This window comes from Echinicola salinicaeni (assembly GCF_014280965.1).
Taxonomy (GTDB): domain Bacteria; phylum Bacteroidota; class Bacteroidia; order Cytophagales; family Cyclobacteriaceae; genus Echinicola; species Echinicola salinicaeni.
On sequence record NZ_JACODZ010000002.1, the window covers coordinates 40,408 to 62,091 of the forward strand.

Below are 21,684 nucleotides of genomic sequence, written 5' to 3' on the forward strand. Positions count from 1 at the left end.
TAATAGGTCAAAATCTTGGAGAGTTGATTGTAAAAAATAAGATTAACTCGCCAAGTTGTGTGTTTGGGTATGGACTTTATAATAATCAGAGGGGGTATATCCAGTGATCAATTTGAATTGTCTATTGAAATAGGATACGTTATAATATCCATTATCATATGCGACCTCTTTTATACTATATTTTTCTTCAATTAATTGTTTGCAAGCATGGCCTATCCGTATTTCGTTAAGGAATTGGGAGAATGTTTTTCTTGTATGTTGTTTGAAAAAACGGCAAAATGAATTTACACTTAGGTTCGCCACTTCTGATGCATCTGCCAGCGTAATATCGTTAGCAAAGTTTTCCATAATATAGGATATAACTTCATTTACTTTTTTGGTGTCATTTGGACTGGTCTCTTGATTGAAATTTATATGACTAATGGATGTTAACTCATCTGATTTCGACAGTTTGTTTAACCACTTGAACAAGTATATTATTCTACTCAACCTGTCTTTTTGACCTATTTTGTGTGCAGCTTTGTAAAGTCCCTTTCTTGAATTACCAAGTACCACCAAACCTTTTTTGCTGTTGTACAATAGTTTTTTAATCGCATAAAACTCCGGTAAGTTCAATAATTTTTCTCCAAGACTTTCTAATGAAAACAGTATAGAGATATTCTTAGACCTCAGAGAAGACCCTTCTTGGTAGTAGGGTTTGTCACTGCGGAAGAAATGTGGAAGGTTAGAACCTAAAATAAAGATGTCTCCTGCTTGAAAGTTTCCGATAGAATCACCTATAAAATAGGTGCCTTTTCCTTCTGTAATTACCATGATCTGGGTTTCTTCATGATAATGCAAATTATCATAGAAGTAGGGATAGTCTTCTTGTAAGATTTTTACAGCTTCTTCTTCTGTTTTAGCGATTTTGAATAATAACGGTTTCATAAGATAATTGTTAGGGTTGTTCTATGGGCTATTTTTGGGTTTTCTTGTCTTTCAAATGACAGAACTTAGGCTTCAATTGAATATGGTAGTAAACAAAAATAATTTCATTCAATTGATTAATGTGTTTTTCACACTTTTAGTGTTTTAAGTCTAACCACTATTTTTCATAAATGCATCAGAGATGTTAATAATGTATAAGTATTGAATAAATCTGTATAATAGTTTTTGTTGATTAGAAGAATATTTTGTTAGACTGATGATGTGATGCTTGGTGTTTTTAGGTTGTGGTGTATAATGATTAAATAATATATCAAATAGGTGAGGGTTTGACTTGAGTCATGAAAAGTGGGGTTAAAAAATATCCGTTTATACATTGAATATCATTTGATCACCAGCTTTCGCATCATTTTTCCACTCATTCGATTCATGATAATTCTGTATTAGGATAGGGTATTATGGTTTAATTTTTTCGGAAATGCATTGGCTAGATTTACATTGTTGATTTTATATGATTGACTTACAGTTGATTGTATTTGTTTTTTAACTCTATTCAAACCATTTAATAAACTATATGAAAAATTTTACAAAAAAAATGACATTGCTCGGAGTAATGTGTTTTTTAGGGCACTATTTAGGGGGTACAGACCTATTAGCTAGGCCCTATTTAACCTACTCAAGTAATGCTGCTTTCAACCAATTAAGGGAGCACACTGTTACAGGTACGGTTATTAGCGATGAGGATGGTCTCTCTTTGCCTGGAGTTTCAATAATCATCAAAGGAACTACCAAAGGAGTTACTACGGATATCAATGGAAAATTTTCAATAGATATTCCAGAGGAAGGGGCCACATTGGTCTTTAGTTTTATTGGTTTTGGAACTAAGGAAGTAGATGTATTTACTGATAAGGACTTATCTATCATCCTTGAACCAGAGACTACTTCAATGACCGAAGTCGTAGTTGTTGGGTATGGTACGATGCGAAAAGGTGATGTAACCAGTTCTATTGGAGGGGTTAAAGAAGAAGATTTTGTAAAAGGTGCTGTAAGGGATGCTGCTCAGTTGATCCAAGGAAAGGTTGCCGGTCTTCGCGTGACTACTCCTAGTGGTGACCCTGGTTCCAACACACAAATTAACCTTAGGGGGATAAATAGTATTAATGGTACCTCTGATCCTTTGGTCTTGATTGATGGTATTCCCGGAAACCTCAATACAGTACCACCTGAAGATATTGAATCAGTGGATGTTCTCAAGGATGGTTCAGCTGCTGCTATCTATGGCACACGAGCTACAGGAGGAGTTATTTTGATCACGACGAAGAAAAATTCGGGAGGGGCAAAAAATTCCATTAACTACAGTAGTTATTTAAGTGTTCAGACCATCGCAAGAAAACCAGAATTACTTACTGGTGATGATTATAGAAGATTGATTGAAGAGGAAGGCATAGGTTATACCGATTATGGAGGGAATACAGACTGGGTGGATGAAATGACCCGAAACCCGATTAGTCACAATCATAATTTGAGTTTTTATGGTGGTGATAGGACCACGAATTTTACTGCATCGGTTAATTACCGGAACTGGCAAGGAATATTTTTAAGGTCAAATCAAGAACGTTTTAACATTCGGGCGGATTTAAATCATAGCATGTATGATGATAAATTACGGGCTAATATCCAGCTGATCAATAGGGTGTTTACACGTGATCAAGGTGGAGCTGATGGGTATGCGTACAGACAGGCCATTATTCGTAACCCGACTGACCGTGTCAGGACAGAAGATGGAAATTGGCAAGAGCGGGATGGTTATTTTTATGAAAATCCAATATCGAGAATTTATGAAGCCAATGCTGAATCTAAGTTTAAGGAAATGCGGGTAAATGGTAGTTTGAACTATAATCCAATAGATAATTTGGATATGAAACTTATGGTTTCTAATGTTCAAAATAGTAATCTCACCGGGTATGCGACGACATTTAATCACACTAACACTTGGCTTAATAACCAAAACGGAACAGCTTCAAGATCAACAAGTGCTTACAATGAAAACTTGTTGGAATTTACGACCAATTATAACAAAGCCATAGGGGATCATTTTTTTACTTTGCTAGGAGGCTATAGCTGGCAAGATGCCACATATGAAGATTTTAATGCTTCCAACTGGGACTTTCCCACTGATTTATACGGTTGGAATAACTTGGGGGCTGGTGCTGCGCTACAAGCTGGACAAGCAGGTATGGGAAGCTCTAAAAACAAGTGGCAGCTTGCAGGTTTTTTTGGTAGAGCAACCTATAGTTATAATGACAAATATTTGTTTATGGCCAGTGTTCGAAGAGAAGGATCCTCTCGTTTTGGAGAAAATAGTCAATGGGGAACCTTTCCCGCTGTTTCTTTGGGTTGGAGAATCAGTAATGAACCATTTTTTGAAAATATCAACAATATAGATGAGATAAAGATAAGAGCAGGCTTTGGCGTTACTGGTACAATAGCCAATTCTCCCTATTTATCACAAATAAGTTATGACTTTACTAGAGCACAAGGAGCTTTTATTGGTGGTAAATGGGTCCAAGGTTTTGTTCCTGCAAGGAACTTTAACCCAGATTTAAGGTGGGAAAGAAAAGAGGAATACAATTTCGGGATTGATTATAGTTTTTTTGGAGACAGGCTTAGTGGTTCCATTGATGTATATAGAAGAGACATTAAGGACCTATTGTATAACTTCCCAGTGCCAGTACCTCCATACTTGACCAGTTCGATGACCATCAATGCCGGTGTGTTGCAAAATGATGGAATGGAGGTATTGGTTAATGTTGTACCTGTCCAAAATAAAAATTTCAATTGGAATACCGCTATTACCTATTCTACTAATCGGAACAAACTGGTATCCTTATCCAATGACCAATTTGAAGCAACCAATGACTTTTTTACAGCAGGTTATACAGGAGAGCCCATTCAGGATTATACCCACCGTGTAGAAGTAGGAGGAGCTATTGGAAGGTTCTATGTTTGGAAAACAGTGGGTTTGACAGAGACTGGCGAATGGATGGTAGAAAATACTGAAGGCGAAGCCATTCCAATCAGCCAAGCTTCACAAGAGGACCGTCAGTTTTATGGAAACGGGATACCCTTACATATCCTAGGGTTCAATAATAGTTTCCGTTATAAGAACTTCGATATGCAGGCAAACTTCAGAGGAGCTTTTGGTCACGAGATACTGAATTTTCAGCGAATGTTTTATGAAAACCCCTATAATCCTGCCTATAACATGCTGAAAACTGCTTACGATCCAGTATATGGGCAAAGACTCAACAGTGATTTGGCCTTGGTGAGTCATTATATCGAAGATGGCGATTATTTAAAACTGGACAACCTGACCATAGGGTATACAATTCCAAAATTAGGCTTTCTTAAGAATGCACGAGTATATGCATCTGGCCTTAATTTGTTCACGATTACCAATTACAAAGGCATCGACCCGGAAGGGGTGAGTATTACTGGATTTGATCCAGGAAATGATCAAAGGGATAAATATCCAACAACCCGTACTTACACACTAGGCCTTAATGTAACTTTCTAAACAAGACATTTATGATAATCAATAAAAAATCTATCCAGTGGCTTTTGACGGCTGGCATTTTGAGCACTGGCTTGTATTCTTGCCTTGACTTGGAAGAAGAGGTGTTTTCTGAAGTTGTAGCCAGTAATTTTCAACCTACGGAAAAAGATATTCCGTCTATTATAGCCCCAGTATATGGCTCTTTTAGGAGCTTAATGATGGGCTGGCAGGGTTATTTGGATACACAAGAAGAATCTGCTGATGCTATTATCACTCCCGCCAGACCTAACGGATGGTATGATGGAGGTACTTATTTGAGAATGCACCAACACAACTGGACATCGCTTCAGTGGCAGCCAACCAATATTTGGCAAAGCGCTTATAGAAGCATCACGACGGCAAACCGGGTAATGTCCCAAATTGAGGATGGAGAAATTCCTATCACGAATGGTAAAGATGAAGTGATAGCCGAACTTCGTGCTGCTAGAGCTTTTGCCTACTACCTTCTATTGGACAACCATGGTAATGTTCCAATTGTGACAGATTTTAAAGATGTATCTCTTCCAGAGCAAAAGAGTAGATCTGAAGTATATGATTTTGTAGTGAGCGAATTGGAAGAAACGATGCCATTACTGAGTGAGGATGCCAGTGCCACTTATGGTCAACTCAATAAATGGGGTGTTCAAACACTTCTAGCTAAGATTTACCTTAATGCAATAGTATATACAGGAACACCCGAGTGGGAAAAGTGCATTGCCGCATGTGATGCAGTCATCGCTAGTGCTAACTATGAATTGGATGATAATTATTCGGAAATATTTAATTGGGAAAATCATACTTCTCCAGAAATAATTTTTGCGGTACCTTATGATGAAATCTATGGGACTGGAAACTTGGTACATATGAAAACACTTGATCCCCTAAGCAGATTTGTTTATAATATGCAAGCAGGCCCTTGGGGAGGAAACTGTGCAGTACCTCAATTTATTGATACCTATGAGGAAGGAGATACCCGATTACAGGATACTTGGATCATGGGACCTCAATATAATGCGAGTACCGGTGAAGAGATGATAAACTACCAAAAAGAGGTACCTAGCATGGATGGAACAGCATCCAACGATGGTTTTAGAATTGGTAAATATGCGATTAAAGATGGAGCAACTGGCTCTTTGGATAATGATTATCCTATGTTCCGTTTTGCTGATGTTCTTATGATGAAGGCAGAGGCATTGTTAAGAACTGGAAATGCCGATCAAGCAGCATTATTGGTTACTCAAGTTAGAGAGCGGGCTTTTAGGAATACGGATCCAAGTCAAGCACAAGTAACAGGAGCAGAGCTAATGCAAGGAAGTAGTTATAATTATGGAATACAACAAGAAGATGGAACCATTGAAGGCTCCGGGGGAGCAGATATTCCATATGGAAGGTTTTTGGATGAGCTTGGTTGGGAATTTGCAGTAGAAGCCCATAGAAGACAGGACCTGATACGTTTTGGTGTTTTCCAAACCAAAAGTTGGTTTAATCATAGCCCACATGCACAGGCTGAAACCAGAACCATTTTCCCCATACCAAATGATGAGATCAATAAAAACCCTAATCTTTCACAGAATCCAGGGTATTCCAATTAATAAATTGGTTTTCTAAGTCTAAAAGCTCGTTCAAGTGAAATCTTGAACGAGCTTTTTTTTTTATGATTTTATGGAAATGCACTTTTTTGATTTGGCTGATTTCCTCTTCATTTAAGGCATAGTCATACATTTGAAATGAGGAAATTAAGCCGGAAAAGTATTCACCAATATCTGAAGCCCCGATAATTATTTCGGCATCTTCTGTAGCGGAGGAAAGGTTCATTTTCTGCGAATTATCCAAGTGTCCATCAATGTATATCTTCTCCATAACTCCATCAAAAGTCAATACAATATGATGCCTTTGGTCAGTAGTGGGCAAGTTGCTATATGGCATATCAAAATGGCCATCCAATTGAATGGCAGCGACATAAGGGCAATTATTGTAAACCATGGCATTGTAAGAGTTGGCCAAGCCATAAATGAAACGGTTACACCATGATACGAGAACTTCTTCTTTTGGAGAAATTTCTGGATTTTTTACCCATGTGGTTATTGTAAATGCTCCGTTCCATGATAAATTTTTCTGGAACAGGCCGGCCCAAAACTAATTTTCCCTGCTTAATAAAATCAAATACATTTAGATTGGTCTGTTCATCATGGCCAAAATTTACTTGACCCTGCTTTTTTAAACTACCTGAAAGTTTTCCGTTGTTGGTGATTTTTGAAAAATGAATATCTTAAGAAGGAAACCCATCTCTGGGGAAATTATGGGTGTATCATCTTCATTAAGCTTTTTCCATGGCCCTAAAGGCATATCAGCAACATATCCATATATATTGCAGCCAGCTTGACAGTTTCCAAAGTATAAATAATATTTTTCATCTTTACCTTTCACAATATCAGGAGCCCAAAAGTGCCTAAGGTTAAAAGATGATAATGAGGGTATATCCATGATTTGTATTTGATATAAATTGAAAAAAAAGATCCCCAAAGAAAAATAATCAATGGGGATCAAATATGGCGTTATAATGACTGGTTTGAAACTTTTATAAGCTCACTTCAATTGCTTTATCATCCAAAGGGATTTTATAAGCCCCTCTTACTAAGTCAAAAGGTAGTTTGTTAGATTCCCCTTGAATTCTTAAATAAGCGTTTGGCGTAAACTTGTCCTTTTCTTCAAATGTAATCGTCATTCTTCCTGTTTTGGAATTGTAGCTCACTTCTCTGAATGTACCTGCATCCAAACTCAGCCAAATCTTGGCAGGAGCAATAAAGATCTTGGATTTAGCCGCTGTAGTAAGCTTTACCTTGATGATATCACCTTTTCTGCTTAGGTTTCCCCCATATGCAAGCCAGCCTAGATCTTCGTCTTTGGTAATATAGGTGGCCGTATTGACTGCATAACCATAAAAGCCCGATCCATAATCTCCAGATAAATAATCAATCCTCAAGGTGGAAGGATAGGAATGGAAGGCTGCAGGTCCGAATCCATCTTGGGTGATATTGGCAATTCCACCCAAAAGTCCACCATAACCTACTTGTAGCAAATAGTTGTCTTCGGGGGTTTTCCGGAATTGTTTTAAAACGGGGATGGCATTTAAGGAAGAACCATAATGATGGATTTGTCGCTCTACCCTTGATAGTTTCCCTCCATATAGGAAATCCCAATAGCGTCGGGCATTGCCATTATAAGCCCAATGAGGCATTGTAGGCATATAAGCCAAGATAGCCCTTAGTGTTACCCAAGCCTTATGATCATAGCCAAAATAGTCAGACCACATATAGACTTCTTCTTGGCCTGTAGAGTCCCATGGCATTTCACTTCCGAATGGATATTCCAAAGCTTTCCAATGAATGGCCCTACTTTGCATTTTGGTCTCTAGATCAACCGCCATTTCTTTGAAACTTTCATGTTTTAGATCTTCCAAGATAAATAGAAAAACAGATCCTTCCATTTGACCAAACTGGGCATAATAAGGGGCTTGCTCCACCATGGCAATACTGGTATGGTAAGCCTGCTCCAAATACCATTTCCAAGGCCTGTTATCAACCAGTCCTTCATGGTACCGGGCAAGTCTATACATTACCCAATAGGCTGCAGCAACATGGGGATAGTTATAGGACCTTCCTGGATCATTGGAGTGTTTGTGGTCCCATGCGGCCCAAGTATCATAATTTATACTATCTTCATAGGTACCAGTCGGCAATGAGTCTGGTTCATAATAGAAAACACTTTTTTTGACGCCATATTGGTTTTCACCCTCGCTGTATTGGATATTCCCCCAAAGGGTATGGTCAATAAAGTTTTGCAACTTGTTGATTTCTGCTTTGTCCGGTTGTATCAATTGTTTCATGATGGCAGCCAACCAACTGCCTGCCCCGCCTTCATCACTGAGCCCGGCTACCCAAGCCCTACTGTCTTGTGTCAGTTGTTGTTTGGTTTCATAATCGTAACTGATGACTGAGGGGTTTCTCTTGAAAATAGGGTCTGCTTGGTCAAACCATTGCTCGGTCATTAGGAACTTCCCGAAGTCTTTGATGACTTCCGATTCGGGTTTAATGACTTTATAATTGATGGATTGTTTGGTGCCATTTTCATAAGTAATGATGGCTTTTGCCCGGCCCCATTTTAGGCCTTCTATCGCATATTTTTTTATGCCTTTTTCGGTTTGGCCATTTTCCTTGATACTAAGGGCTCCTTTAGGGGCTATTTCGATGGATTTGATATTACTATGATAATCAATGAATAATTGAGCCTCGGTATCCTGGGGAATGACATAGCCTGGTATACCTGTGACATGGGGCTTTTGCTCCTCTTTCAACTTATCTTGAATTCCTTCTATGCCTTCAGCAAGCACCAGTTTTATGGAAAAGTTTTTTGTTTCATTGGCTTCTAAAATATGAGAAGTAGGGTTATTCCATTGTTCTACACCCTTCCATTCATTTTCTGCATAGGCTTTACTATGGGCCATCCATTCATGGAACCCTTCGAAAACAATACTCCTTGGTGTCGCGTCGTCCAATAGGGGTCTATATGCCTCAAAGGCCATGTTTTCTTCAGGTAGTACTAATAATGCCGGTCCTAGTCCATTCAGCCGCTTTACCTCCAGATAACCTGCATCCAAACCAATATAGGGGTCGTAAAACACATTTTGGGCATGGGTTTCCTGGAGCGATTTCCCTTCCAAAATATTATTGAAAATCATGGGAATACCTAAGGCGCCTATTTCTATAGCATCTTTGGATTTATTGGTAATTTCAAAGCGCAGCACCAATTCATCTTGTATAAGCTCATAATAACGTTTAATGCGGACAGGAATATCTTTGGGCAAGGTATTCGCTAAATCCGCAGCGGCCAGTATATTTCCTGTGGACTCCAAAGGACTGATCGCGCCTCTCTGAGTGGCAGTAGAATAGGATACCCATTCTTGGTTGGCCGTCCTGATTCTGAGATTGATATCCCCCAAATGGTATAATCCATCTTTATCTCTAAGTTCCAAGCGATCGCCAGGAGTGAAATCAAATCGAGCATCTTTTTTGGGACTTAAACTTGCTACAGTTTGAGAAGATTTAACTAGCTTAAGGTGAAATTGGGGAGTTTCAAATTTCTGATAGACTTCAGCTATCCCTAAGGTAGGTTCTTTTTCTTCGATCTCACTCCAATAACCTTGGCCTTGGGTTTTTAATGTAGCTAGTAAAGTGATTAAGAAGATGAATTTTATGAATAATGGTTTCATAGTTTTGATAGAATTGTTATTGATCTTAGTTGAAATTGGTGGAGAATTTCCAGCTGGACTGATAATCTTTAGATAAGTCCAAATCCAATAAAATTGCCCTTAGAATTTCAACTGGTAAAAAGTTCTCTTGCATGACGCGATCATGAAATGCTTTTTCTGTCCACCCTTCTTTGAGCATTTCATCTCTTAATGCATAAAATTGTAATCCCCCAATCATATAAGCTATTTGGTAAAGTGGAGGCGTGTAGCTTGTGGCAAAGGAGCGGCGAACTTCAGCCTCAGCATTGGCATATTCATGGCCGACTTCATTTACCAACATGTCAATACATTGCTGAGGAGTCCAATTTTCCAATTGGTAATTCAATGAAAATATAATTCTTGCGCAGCGATGGATTCGCCAAAAAAGCATCCCCATCTTTTGTTCAGGTGTTTGGGGAAAATCTTTGTTCCATAGGATAATTTCCCAGTACAAAGCCCAGCCCTCCATCCAAAAAGGGGTGTTAAATGTTCTTCGATAATTACGATGTCGTGCATTCATAAAATACTGCAGGTTATGTCCTGGGTGTAATTCATGTTGAACTGTGGGAAAAGAAAAATTAGGGTTATTGCCCCGCATGCTCATCATTTTATCTTCATATGACATGTCCACAGTGGGATAGGAGATACTTATTTCCCACCCTCCAGTAAAAAATGGGTTGATTTTTTGCCGTTCAGGAGTCATCATTATCATGCCCCATGTTTCTTTTGCTAAGTCGGGAATGGTGATCAAATCCCTGTCCTCAATAAAATTTATGCTATGATCATATAAATCTTTAATGGCTTCCGGCTGTTTGCCAGGTGCTACATAGGTGTCTTTAACATGCTCCAAAGCCGCTTTCCAATCATTGCCGAAGCCCATTTCTTGAGATGCTTTTATCATTTCCTCCTTGCACCATTCAAATTGCTTTTCTGCAGTAGCAATCAATTCTTCTGGCGAATAAGGAATAAATTCAAATGACAATTCTTCGATCAAAGTCTCTCGTCCAACAGGTTTTCCAATGATGCCAGACCCATCATCTTTCTGACTGCTTTTTGAATAATTTTCTTTCAAGAAATCATGATAGTTGTTTAAAGCCTCCTCTAATTCTGTGTAAGATGATTTTACCCACCAAGTGAATTCAGGATCATAGTTATAATAAAACTTAAACGCCTCTTTTAAGCCAAACTGTAAAGAAGAAACTACCCGCGCTGCGTGATCTGCTTCAATCCAAGTTTTGAATGGCTGTTTGCTCAGCTCAGTCGTTTTGGATAGAATCATTTCTTTTATATTACTGAAGGTTCCCGCGAGCTCCTTTGAATCGGGCTGATTACCTCGTCTTCTTTTTCTGATGAAAGTGTAGAGGGGGCTGGCAAAATCTGCTACATAAGCTACTTCTTCATAAGCTGAATAGCTCTTTGTGAGTTGGTATTTTTCTTTTTCTATCAGGTTTTTAAGGAGAATAAAATCAGCTTTTCCCTCCTTACCCAATTTTTCAAATGGGATATGTGCTACCTGATCTTCCCAATCTTCAAAGAACTGAAATAGTCGTTGATAATATTCCTCCGATTCTTTGACGGTATAAGCCCGTTCAAGTGCTCTTTTGTCTGCACTATAGGAATTGATAAGGTCGATCAGTTCGCTTGCCTGCAGCCAAGAAGAGCTTAATAATAACAGGATAATACAACTGGATATTTTCTTCATGTATGAGATGGTTTATAGGAGAATGATATCATATAGACACCAGGAAGTATTTTTATTTTAAGCTTATATCAAGGTATACCGAATGTCTGCCATAGGTATTGTAAAATGGCTTAAAGCTTACATCATCAATGGTGAACTCCAATGTTTTTGGATCTCCTTTAATGGAGCTACCGATGTCATTGGCATTTAAGCTGATCTTTCTCCAATCATTCCGAGGTTCATTTTCTTGTGCGGCCAATAAAATCGGACCATAAAATAAGCTGGCGATGTTTTGTTGATCCATTACTGATTCTATACGGAATTGGAAAGGAATTTTAATATCAATGATATCCCCGTCTTTCCATTTCCTCGATATTGTTGCATAAGTCCCTGGTTTTGGATCGATATGCTGTTCCTTGCCATTTACCTTTACGTAAAACCCTTTTGTGGCCCATTGAGGTACTCTTAATTTGAACTCAAATTTTCCTCCATTTCCTTTTACCTTTAATTGGGTATGGTCTTCTTTAGGAAAGGAGGTTGATTGAACTATTTGTATGTCTCGTTCCTCCCAATTCAAAGTAGATGGGATAAAAAGGTTGACAAAAAGGCTATTATTGTCTTTGCTCTTAAAATAGATGGAGTTTTGAAGTTTTGTGCTACTTTCAATGGCAGTTCCGTTGCAGCAAGTGAAACCTTTCATGTCAGGGTTACTGAAGTGTTTATGGGATCCTGGCCGAAGGGGGACATGGTAAGTGTTGGCAGGAGTGTTTTCTGCTACTGAAGCTAATATATGGTTGTAGAGCCCTCTTTCATAATAGTCCATAAACGCCGGGTCTTGTACAAAGAAAAAGAGGTTTCTGCTTAATTTGAGCATATTATAGGTGGCGCAGGTTTCATTTTGCCCTCCTGCTGAAAATCCGTTTTCATAAAGGGTGGCCGGCTCACTGATAAAACACTCAGCATTGGCTGGATTTCTGGCACCTGCTACACCGCCAATGCTATACATATAGTCATTGGTGGTCATATACCAAAAATTATTAGCTATATCGAAATATTTGGGAGATCCGGTATCTCTGTACATTTCTAGGGCTCCCATGATTTGTGGTATATGTTGATTGGCATGAAGTCCACGGAATGTGTCCACATTTTTTGCCAGGCCATGGCTATGATTGGCATCTCCATAGAAAACTTTAATATTGTCAAATAAGGCAGCAGCTTCCAGATAATGTGGCTCATCCGTTAACCTGTAAAGCCTGGCCATGGCTTCGTTCATCCCACCAAACTCTCCTGCAATATAGCTGTTCCACATATGGATAAGGGTGTCAGTGGACAGCTGACTCAACCTGCGGTATACCCAAGTACCCATGCCAGAAGCTATATCAAGAGCTTTCTCATTGCCACTGACCTCATAAATATCCATTAGCCCTGCTAAAATTTTGTGAAGTGTGTAATATGGAGCCCAAACTTGATTTTCTTGGCCACCATAGGTAGCTCCTTGTTCTAGCATGATAAACTGGTCAGGGGGATAAGCACTTATATACCCTTCTCCCCAATTCCAATAATCGGTTCGGATGCCTTTTTCACTTAAGTCCGAGTCGTAGGATGATTTTCCAGGGCCAAAAGGAATTGCCGTTGGATTAGCAACAAAAGCTCCATTACTGTTTTTGGGGCGACCAGACATCTTTGATAATTTATGGAGGCTGTTGACCATATATTCCATTTTTTCCTTAAAAGTTTCTTGAAGAGCAGGATCATAAGATGTGCTGGCATAAGCTTGAGCGATTGCTGTAAGGTAATGGCCTGTTGCGTGGCCACGCAGCTTAGTTTCTTGGGTGTCCCAAACTCCAAGTGCTTTTGCTCCATCTGGTTGAACTTGGCCAAAGGCATTTCGAAACATATAAAGGAAATCATCAGGATTGGTCTTGGTTAAAGTTGAGATGAATTTATCCCTGTTTTCCATTAGCTTGGACCTTAGCCCATTTGAATTAGGATCAAGGGATACTTCCTTTAATTTGAATGGTTCAATATTACGCTTTGGAGTAGAATTGCTTCGATCATTTGTTGTTTTTATTAAGGCTTTGGGCTGTAAGTCAGTTCCCGATACCCTTCCCGTGATGGTATAATTTCCTGCTTGAAGAACTTGGTCATTGTTTTTTGGAGCAGGCCATATTACCCTTACCTTGGGGCCATTGAGACCATTGCGGTAGGTACCTTCTATGTATCTAGGAAGTTGGGGAAGATAGCCTACTTCCGTTTCCACTATGATATCTTTTACTCCTGTCAAAAATTCATTATACAATTGGGGGTGATTATCGGCGAAATTGGGAAAATTATCATTTGGCTGGATTCTTTCGTTTACTTGACTGGAATTGTCTTGATTCCTAGAATTACGATAGATACTGGCTATTTGACCATCACTTAGAGGAACTCGGTAAATTCTGAAATCATAAAGCTTAGCATTAAGGAAATTGGCAGTATCACTGATTGATCTACCTATATAAAGCTTTTTTTGTCCGGTTGAAGGATTGATTAGATTATGAATTTCCAGGGATGCTGTATTGATTTGATCACTCAGTTTCCCATTAAGATAAATGCTTAAGGTTTTAGAGGGCAGGTCTAATATAATTGCCAAGTGATTCCAATTGTTTGGCCTGAGGTCACTTGAATGGACAGTGAATTCTTTTTCTATTTCGTTTTTGATTTGGGCTCGAAAGCAGATACCATTTTTTGTTTCAACAGACACTACAGCCAAGTTGCCATTATTTTGATTTCCGAAATCGAAGAATACTTGATCAGGCTTATTTGAATGCAAATAAATCCAACCTGATATACTGAATGATTCCAGACCGTTTAAAGCTTCTTTCGGAAGGATGATGAAACCTTTACTGTTTTCAGGTAGCGAGATGACATTCTTGAATTTTTTATCTTGTACATAAGTTTCATTGGAGCCCATGAATTGGCCATGAAGATTGTTTCTTGACCAATCCTGCAAATTTCCATTTAAAATATAGCGTGCTATAAGGTCAGTTTCTCCTATTCCATCAAGGATTTGATCTCCACTTTGAGCTTTTGTATCGATTGTAAGTGTCAACAAAAGAAAAAGCTGTAAAATAAGTACTTTATTAAATTTCATGTTTATTGTTTTGTTAGGGGATTTCCGAAAATTACCTTCATACCTTACTTTTTAGAGATATTATTACATTAAAACTTTTTTAGGATATATAGGTAAGAGTTTTACTTATAGGTTGTTGCATTTCATACAAGAAAAGGAATATGTTCAAAAGTAAATTTTATCTACCAATTGGAATTGATTTATTTAGGCATACATTAATACTATATTAACTGTAGTTTTTCTAGCATTGGAATTCCTTAAAGGCCAATGATGTAAATTTCCATCCAATATATGGCATCGCTGCTTGGTGCTTTTTAGTGTCGGGCTTTTTAATGGGCTTGGCTTTCCTTTGTAATAACTTTATATGGAAGCCTAATTCGTTTATACTGTAGACGTCATACTTTGATCATACTAGTTGTTGTATGCTTAATGATTCACCAATATGAGATCATCCTGTTTGGAGTATTATAGGAAAGCTCCGACGAGGAACTATAGGAAAATGAGTATAGTAAAATATACATAGTCTGCGTGTAGAAGTATTTAAAAGATGGATTGGGGATTTTCAATATGACCCAAAATTTTGAAATAAGGAAAGTAAAAAGGTAAGGTATCAGATGGAAAAATGGAATGGTGGAATATACTATCTCTCTATCAAATCTAGAATCAAATTGATTTTTATTATTATTTAAATTAAATCTAAATAAAGTTGTTTTGGTTGTTCATTGCATATACTTTTGTCGAAGACATAAAGTAATGGAACTCCAGAAATGATAACATTAGCGGCTTTATTGGCCTTTACAGGCTTTTTTTGTTTCTACAATACTTCCAAAAGACAAAAGTTGTCTCAGTCTTTGGGGATAGAAGTATGGCTACAGCAAAATCCCAATAGGGCAAAATACTTGGGAGGAGCACAGTTCTTGATTGCCTTATTGCTATGCTTAGCAGCCGCAGGTTTTGGGGCTGGGATTTTTTCCTTTTTTATTCTTCTGATGACTGCAGGAAGCCTTGTAGTAGTTCTTGCCCCAATAAGGTTTCTCAATTATAAAATCCTGACTTTGATATTTGTCTTATCGCTGATATTTGAATTGATATAATATGCCAGCCAATAAAAAATACCTTAGCACTTCCAATACACAGCGTTTTGCCAAGATAACAGCTGGTTTTTTTGGAGGCTATGCAGTAACAGTTACTCTGTTTATGGCCATAGGATTTTGGCTAGATCATGTCAATGTCCTTACCACTTTGAGGTTTGGGGGCTTTATGCTTTGGGCCACGCTTTTCCTTTTGGCTTTTCTTTTTAAAAATGGTTGGAAGGCTTGGGGAGTTTACCTTTTGGCGACAGTGTTTTTCTCAGCAATTATTTATATCAGTAAAATTTATCATCCCATCATTTGATTATGAGCAATCGGGTTTACAATATTCTTTTCCACACCCATACCATAAGTGGTATAATCATAAGCGCGGCTTTGTATGTTATATTCTTTGCAGGTTCATTTTCATTCTTTAGGGATGAAATAGTGGGTTGGGAAAGAAATGAACCCGTCAGCGAAGCAAGTCGACTTCAAGCAGTGGACTTGGATATCATGTTGGATACTTTAGCTGCGCAAAAAGAACTATATGGTAGGGATATTTCTTTTACCAAATATTTCAATGAACGTAGGATCAACGTTAATTTGTCCGCTTCAAAAGACACAACAGCTAGCGAAGAAGCTAAAAAGAGAAGCTTCTTTTATATGGATACTGATAATTTTAGCACTTATACTTATGCCAGTAATTATAGTATTGGTGAGTTTCTTTATCGTTTGCACTTTTTTGCACAGCTTAATTTATGGGGCACAACGGGCTATATATTAGCAGGTTTTGTAGCTTTCTTTTTTCTTTTTGCTATCATCACGGGTGTTTTGGTGCACTGGAAAAAAATCGTTTCTAATTTTTACGTTTTTAGACCGATGGCAAGTCTAAAAAATATATGGACTGATGCCCATACTGCATTGGGAATAATAGGTTTACCCTATCAGTTTGTTTATGCAGTAACCGGGGCATGTTTGATCATAGGTACCAGCGTGATGTCGCCTGCAGTGGTGAATTTTATGTATGATGGAGATACCAACCAATTGTACGAGGATTTCGGTTTTAATCCCCCTAAATTTAAAATGGCTAATGAACACCTTTTGGAAACGCCCGAGATCAACCAATTTTTAGAAAAGGCTACTTCTAAATGGGAAGGATTTGAAGTGACTACTTTACAGGTATTTAATTATGGGGATGCTAATATGAAGGTTGGCCTCGAAGGACATACCCAATATGACTTAAAGTTTGCCGGAAGGGGAGAAATTATCTATAATGTCCTTACAGGTGATGAGGAGCATGTTGTGAATCCATTTACGGAGACTTCTTATTTGGATGCTGCTACTGCGGTGATTACGCAACTGCATTTTGGAGACTACGGAGGAGTACCTTTGAAAGTGATTTATTTTATACTTGGAATAGTATCATGTTTTGTGATCATTTCAGGTGTAATGATCTGGTTGGTGGCCAGGGATAAAAAACATATAGCCGAGAAGAAAAGAAAGTTCAATGCCTGGTTGGTTTGGATATATCTTGCTGCTTGTCTCAGTCTGTTTCCAGTCACGGCACTTACTTTTGTATTGGTCAAAGTATTTTTACATGATTTCGGTCCAGAGCGAATGACGGATATTTATCACATTTTCTTTTATAGTTGGCTGGCTTTTGCTGCTTTTTTTGTCTTTAAGCGGGACAATTATTTTACCAATAAGTATTCACTCATATCTGGAGCGCTAATAGGTTTATTGGTGCCATTAGCAAATGGAATTATTAGTGGAAATTGGCCATGGATAACTTTTCCAGCAGGTTATTATCACATTTTTATAATTGATGTTTTTTGGGTGCTGATTTCAATAACTGCATTGACTATAGGCTTGAGTCTTAAAAGAAAAGCTGCTGAAAAGTCGCCTGTTAAAATAAGAACCAATAAATCAAATGTCAATAAAGATGTTGGAGCTGACACTTTATCAGTGGGGGATCTGTAAGGTGAAGTCTCTTAACATTTGATTTTTTTCATCGTATTGAAAAGGTTTTTAGTAGGTTAAGGTTTGGGTAGGGTCCTCCTTTTGAAGGAGAGAGATGAAAAATGAGGTGCTTGTTACCAAAAAGTATATTCTTGATGCTAAGTGCTTGATAATTGAAAATAGGTTGTCCCACTAGGTATTAGGTCATTTTAATGAAATAATAGAATTGTTAAAAAAAGTTAATTTCTTGTAAATATTTTTCTTTCACTATAAAATTGAAGCCGTAATTCTTAAAAAGCTATCATACGATAAATAGGCTAGGATTTAACATTATTCATTTAATTTATAAATTTCACTTATTTATTATTATGTCAGTAAATATTATTGTCAAGAAAAGCCCCAGAAGAGGGTTTAGCCATCTTTTTACACTATTATTGGCTTTTGTTTTATACTTCAATTCATTGGAGGTATCTGCACAAAATTCAGCATCAACTTCTTCTTTTAATGCCAGGTTAATTAATATTGAAGCGCCAGTCAATGAAACCTTTCGCTATCAAGCCACGCTTCAAAATAATTCAGGGAAGTCCCAGCGCTATAAGCTAGAGGCAGAAACCCCAGATGGGTGGAGGGTAATATTTAAGGCCATGGGAAGCCAGCTGACTTCCATTAAGTTGGATGCAGGTAAATCGGAAAATGTTAGCATTGAAGTGCGTCCAGCCTATGGTGCTAAACCATCAAAGTACAATATTCCGGTTTACGCTGTTACTGAAAATGATTCCTTGGAACTTAAGCTTGAGGCCGTTGTGGAAGGAAATTATGATTTACAACTTACCACGCCTTCAGGCAGGCTAAGTGGAGAAATTACCGAGGGGGAGAAATCAGAAATCCACCTAAAGGTCAAAAATACTGGTTCCTTGTCTTTAAATGAAATATCCCTATCATCCAGTACGCCTCCAAAATGGGATGTGACCTTTTCTCCTTCAGAGATCAAAGAGTTGGCCCCTGGTAAGACTAAGGATGTTGTCGCTACTTTGACTGTGCCCGATAAGACCCTGGCAGGCGATTATGTGAGTAAGTTTACGGCAAAAAATGCTTCAAGTACAAGTACAGCTACCTATAGGATGACCGTAAAAACATCCATGCTTTCAGGAGGAGTGGGCATTCTGGTGATTATTATTGCCGTTGGTTTTGTGGTTTACCTTATCAGAAAATTTGGTAGAAGATAAAAAGTATGATGGATAACCCAATCATAAAATTGGAAGGCCTGACAAAATGTTATGGGGCTTTCAAGGCTGTGAATGGCTTGGACCTCAGCATCAATAAAGGAGAGATTTTTGGATTGCTAGGACCAAATGGAGCAGGAAAGACGACTACTATCCTAATGATGATGGGATTGACTGAACCTACGGAGGGTAAGGCCCATGTTTGTGGATTCAATGCAACAAATGACCCCATATCTGTAAAGAGACTTGTGGGCTATATGCCAGATAGTGTTGGTTTTTATGATAATATGACGGCACTTGAAAACCTGATGTATATAGGGGAATTAAATGGGATTCCAAGGGACGAAGTGAAGGGAAGGGCCCTTGAAACTATGGAAATGGTAGGACTCGAAGAGGAGGCGATTCATAAAAAGACAGCTGCTTATTCGAGAGGTATGAAACAACGTTTGGGTTTGGCCGAAGTGCTTATCAAACAACCTCAGGTTATCATTTTGGATGAACCCACATTAGGGATAGACCCAAGCGGGGTCAAGGAATTTCTCCAGCTTATCATGAAGTTGAGCAGGGAAAAGGGACTGACCGTTTTGCTTTCTTCTCATCACCTTCATCAGGTTCAACAGGTTTGTGACAGAGTAGGAATTTTTGTGAAAGGAGAGCTCTTGGTGGAAGGTAATATAGATACTTTATCAAAGCGTCTTTTTGAGGAGAAAACATATGAAGTGAATATTACCATAGAAGATGATGTTAAGTTCCCTTGGAAGGATGAAGAAGAGGTTCTTAAGTTGGATTTTGTTCAACATGTATCGGCAAAAGGTCAAAATATAGCTATATCGAGTAGCCGTGATGTGACGCCTGATATCGTTCGGTTTTTTGTGGAAAAGGAATATCGTGTAAATGGTGTTCAGAAGAAATCCTATGGACTGGAAGATATTTACCAAAAGTATTTTGATAGTAATTTAAAGAAGCAAATTGATCAATGAAAGCATTCATGAATTCGTTGGAATGGAGTTCTTTCTTAACAGTAGAAGGCCAACCTAAACCATTTTGGATTTTGGTGAGAAAGGAAATAGCCGGCCATATTCGTAGTTGGAGATTTGTTATTTTATTGGTGCTTATTGTACTTACATTTTGGGGTGCTACTTCAGTGGCCATGGGCAACTTAAGGGAAGTAGTAGCTAAAACAAAAGATGTTGATAAGCTTTTTGTGTATCTTAAAATGCTGACAACTACTGCTGGGACGCTACCTCCTTTTCATGTTTTTCTCAATTTTCTGGGCCCTTTACTAGGGATAAGCTTGGGGTTTGACGCCATTAATTCAGAACAACAAAATGGGACTTTGACAAGGATTATGGCTCAACCAGTATATAGGGACAATTTATTATTGTCAAAATTTGTGAGTTCCTTGATTTTGGTGGGGGCCTTACTGTTTTCTTTGTCCCTTTTGATGATCGGAGGGGGAATGGTCATTACTGGGGTTCTTATAGAAATAGAAGAGGTACTTAGAATTATGAGTTTCATAATTCTATGCACTATTTATGTTGGTTTTTGGTTGGGGCTATCTATTTTGCTGTCCATAGTTTTCAAGCAGGCTTCAACCTCGGCGCTAACGACCATCGGTGTTTGGTTGTTTTTTACCGTGTTTTACCAAATAGTCATCAATATTGCTGCAAAGACCTTTGCCCCAGCTGCCAATGAAGTATCACAAATGGAAATGCTGCATTTCAATGAATTAATACTGAATCTCTTAAGGCTGGCACCAAGTCAGCTCTATACGGATGCCACCACTACTTTACTTATGCCATCCGTAAGAAGTCTAGGACCGGTTACCATGGAACAGATGGCAGGAGCGATACCTTCTCCGCTTCCTTTTAGGGAAAGCTTGATGATTGTGTGGCCCCAGTTATGTGGCCTGATAGCAGCTACATTGATGTGCTTTGCGCTGTCGTATTATTTGTTTATGAGAAGAGAGATAAGGACTTGATAGTAGGGATTAATATAGATTTTGAAATTATATGATCAAGTGATATTTCTTTCATTAACGTTTTAGATCAAGCCGTTTTTGCTTTGAAGTTTAGGTATTCATAATAATTAATCTGTATATCCACTATTTCGCTGGTATACCTTACTCTTCATAATATTCTCTTAAAACAGTACAGATCTCATAGAAATGATTAATTAAATCTGTCCGCCGGCCAGCTTGGTCTGTGGGACCCCCGCGGTGGGCGGACAGGCTTTGAGAAATCAGGTTAATGGTATGAAAATGCTCCATATTAATGAATGTAACCTTTTTGACCTTCCTTCTTTAACCCCGCATTTAACCCTTAGTTAAGCCGTGTTTATCCCGTGTTTTAGCCGTGTTTCTCTTATCAGGGACTTAGGGTAGTCTATACCTTAAGTCCTCAAAAAGCAAGGAGACACACCTTTCAATATTTTGGCTATAGGAAGCTTCAAAACCCTTCTTGCCATCATCGCGATCAGTCAACATTTTTCCAATTATTTAGGCGCTGAATGGTTGATTTGATTTTCCGAATTGTTGGGGAATCAAATTGTTCAGATAGGATTTTCTTTCATGTAACAGATTTCCATGGACCCAAAGGTTTCAATCCTCACCTGGTCAAATTGTGGTAATGTGCTTTAATAAAGGTACTCTGAAGGAATAGCTATATTGTAAATGCTTGAATTAATCCATTAAACATAGGTTATTTTAAGGTTAAAATAGCTGTTATAATTAATATTAGGCTAAAGTACTTTTTTGGGTTTTGATTATTATAAAATATACATTTGAAATGCTATAAGGAAAAGAGCCTAATCAATAGGCCTTCAAAACAAATGA

The 21,684-nt window shown here is 38.2% G+C and carries 14 protein-coding genes; 8 read left to right on the forward strand and 6 right to left on the reverse strand.

From position 1 onward, the window contains the following. Nucleotides 1-42: 42 nt before the first annotated feature. A complete protein-coding gene (locus H7U17_RS03770) occupies nt 43-927 on the reverse strand; it encodes an AraC family transcriptional regulator (RefSeq protein ID WP_186755020.1) in 885 nt (294 codons plus the stop codon). A gap of 571 nt (nt 928-1,498) precedes the next feature. Here H7U17_RS03770 and H7U17_RS03775 point away from each other — a divergent pair. Beyond that, nucleotides 1,499-4,501 carry a SusC/RagA family TonB-linked outer membrane protein gene (locus H7U17_RS03775; RefSeq protein WP_186755022.1) on the forward strand — a complete coding sequence of 1,001 codons (3,003 nt, stop codon included), beginning with the start codon at nt 1,499-1,501 and terminating at the stop codon, nt 4,499-4,501. Nucleotides 4,502-4,512: 11 nt separating this feature from the next. Continuing rightward, the gene (locus H7U17_RS03780) at nt 4,513-6,111 is read left to right on the forward strand and encodes a RagB/SusD family nutrient uptake outer membrane protein (protein WP_186755024.1); all 1,599 of its coding nucleotides are present in this window, start codon (nt 4,513-4,515) and stop codon (nt 6,109-6,111) included. Here H7U17_RS03780 and H7U17_RS03785 read toward each other — a convergent pair. The 5 genes from H7U17_RS03785 to H7U17_RS03805 form a co-directional block, all read right to left on the reverse strand. Continuing rightward, nucleotides 6,077-6,643: a LamG domain-containing protein gene (locus tag H7U17_RS03785; RefSeq protein ID WP_222439145.1), complete on the reverse strand. Its 567-nt coding sequence runs from the start codon at nt 6,641-6,643 to the stop codon at nt 6,077-6,079. The genes H7U17_RS03780 and H7U17_RS03785 overlap by 35 nt on opposite strands. Before the next feature lie 93 nt (nt 6,644-6,736). After that, complete coding sequence (locus tag H7U17_RS03790; protein WP_186755026.1) at nt 6,737-7,003, reverse strand: glycoside hydrolase family protein; 267 nt, start codon at nt 7,001-7,003, stop codon at nt 6,737-6,739. Nucleotides 7,004-7,097: 94 nt separating this feature from the next. Next, nucleotides 7,098-9,788 (reverse strand): DUF5695 domain-containing protein, encoded by a 2,691-nt coding sequence (locus H7U17_RS03795; protein ID WP_222439130.1) that lies wholly within the window; start codon nt 9,786-9,788, stop codon nt 7,098-7,100. A gap of 25 nt (nt 9,789-9,813) precedes the next feature. Continuing rightward, nucleotides 9,814-11,508 carry a DUF885 family protein gene (locus H7U17_RS03800; protein ID WP_186755028.1) on the reverse strand — a complete coding sequence of 565 codons (1,695 nt, stop codon included), beginning with the start codon at nt 11,506-11,508 and terminating at the stop codon, nt 9,814-9,816. Nucleotides 11,509-11,560: 52 nt separating this feature from the next. Then, nucleotides 11,561-14,620, reverse strand: coding sequence for a beta-L-arabinofuranosidase domain-containing protein (locus H7U17_RS03805; RefSeq protein WP_186755030.1), 3,060 nt, complete (start codon nt 14,618-14,620; stop codon nt 11,561-11,563). Nucleotides 14,621-15,366: 746 nt separating this feature from the next. Here H7U17_RS03805 and H7U17_RS03810 point away from each other — a divergent pair. From H7U17_RS03810 to H7U17_RS03835, 6 genes are all read left to right on the forward strand, one after another. After that, complete coding sequence (locus H7U17_RS03810; protein ID WP_186755033.1) at nt 15,367-15,693, forward strand: DUF3325 family protein; 327 nt, start codon at nt 15,367-15,369, stop codon at nt 15,691-15,693. Nucleotide 15,694: 1 nt separating this feature from the next. Then, nucleotides 15,695-15,994: a hypothetical protein gene (locus tag H7U17_RS03815; protein ID WP_186755035.1), complete on the forward strand. Its 300-nt coding sequence runs from the start codon at nt 15,695-15,697 to the stop codon at nt 15,992-15,994. A 2-nt stretch (nt 15,995-15,996) separates the two neighbouring features. Further along, nucleotides 15,997-17,649, forward strand: coding sequence for a PepSY-associated TM helix domain-containing protein (locus H7U17_RS03820; protein WP_186755037.1), 1,653 nt, complete (start codon nt 15,997-15,999; stop codon nt 17,647-17,649). A gap of 347 nt (nt 17,650-17,996) precedes the next feature. Beyond that, nucleotides 17,997-18,854 (forward strand): COG1470 family protein, encoded by an 858-nt coding sequence (locus tag H7U17_RS03825; protein WP_186755039.1) that lies wholly within the window; start codon nt 17,997-17,999, stop codon nt 18,852-18,854. A 5-nt stretch (nt 18,855-18,859) separates the two neighbouring features. Continuing rightward, a complete protein-coding gene (locus H7U17_RS03830) occupies nt 18,860-19,831 on the forward strand; it encodes an ABC transporter ATP-binding protein (protein WP_230981256.1) in 972 nt (323 codons plus the stop codon). Beyond that, on the forward strand, nt 19,828-20,832 hold the full coding sequence (locus H7U17_RS03835; RefSeq protein WP_186755041.1) for an ABC transporter permease: 1,005 nt from the start codon (nt 19,828-19,830) through the stop codon (nt 20,830-20,832). The genes H7U17_RS03830 and H7U17_RS03835 overlap by 4 nt, the downstream gene beginning before the upstream one ends. Nucleotides 20,833-21,684: the final 852 nt, after the last annotated feature.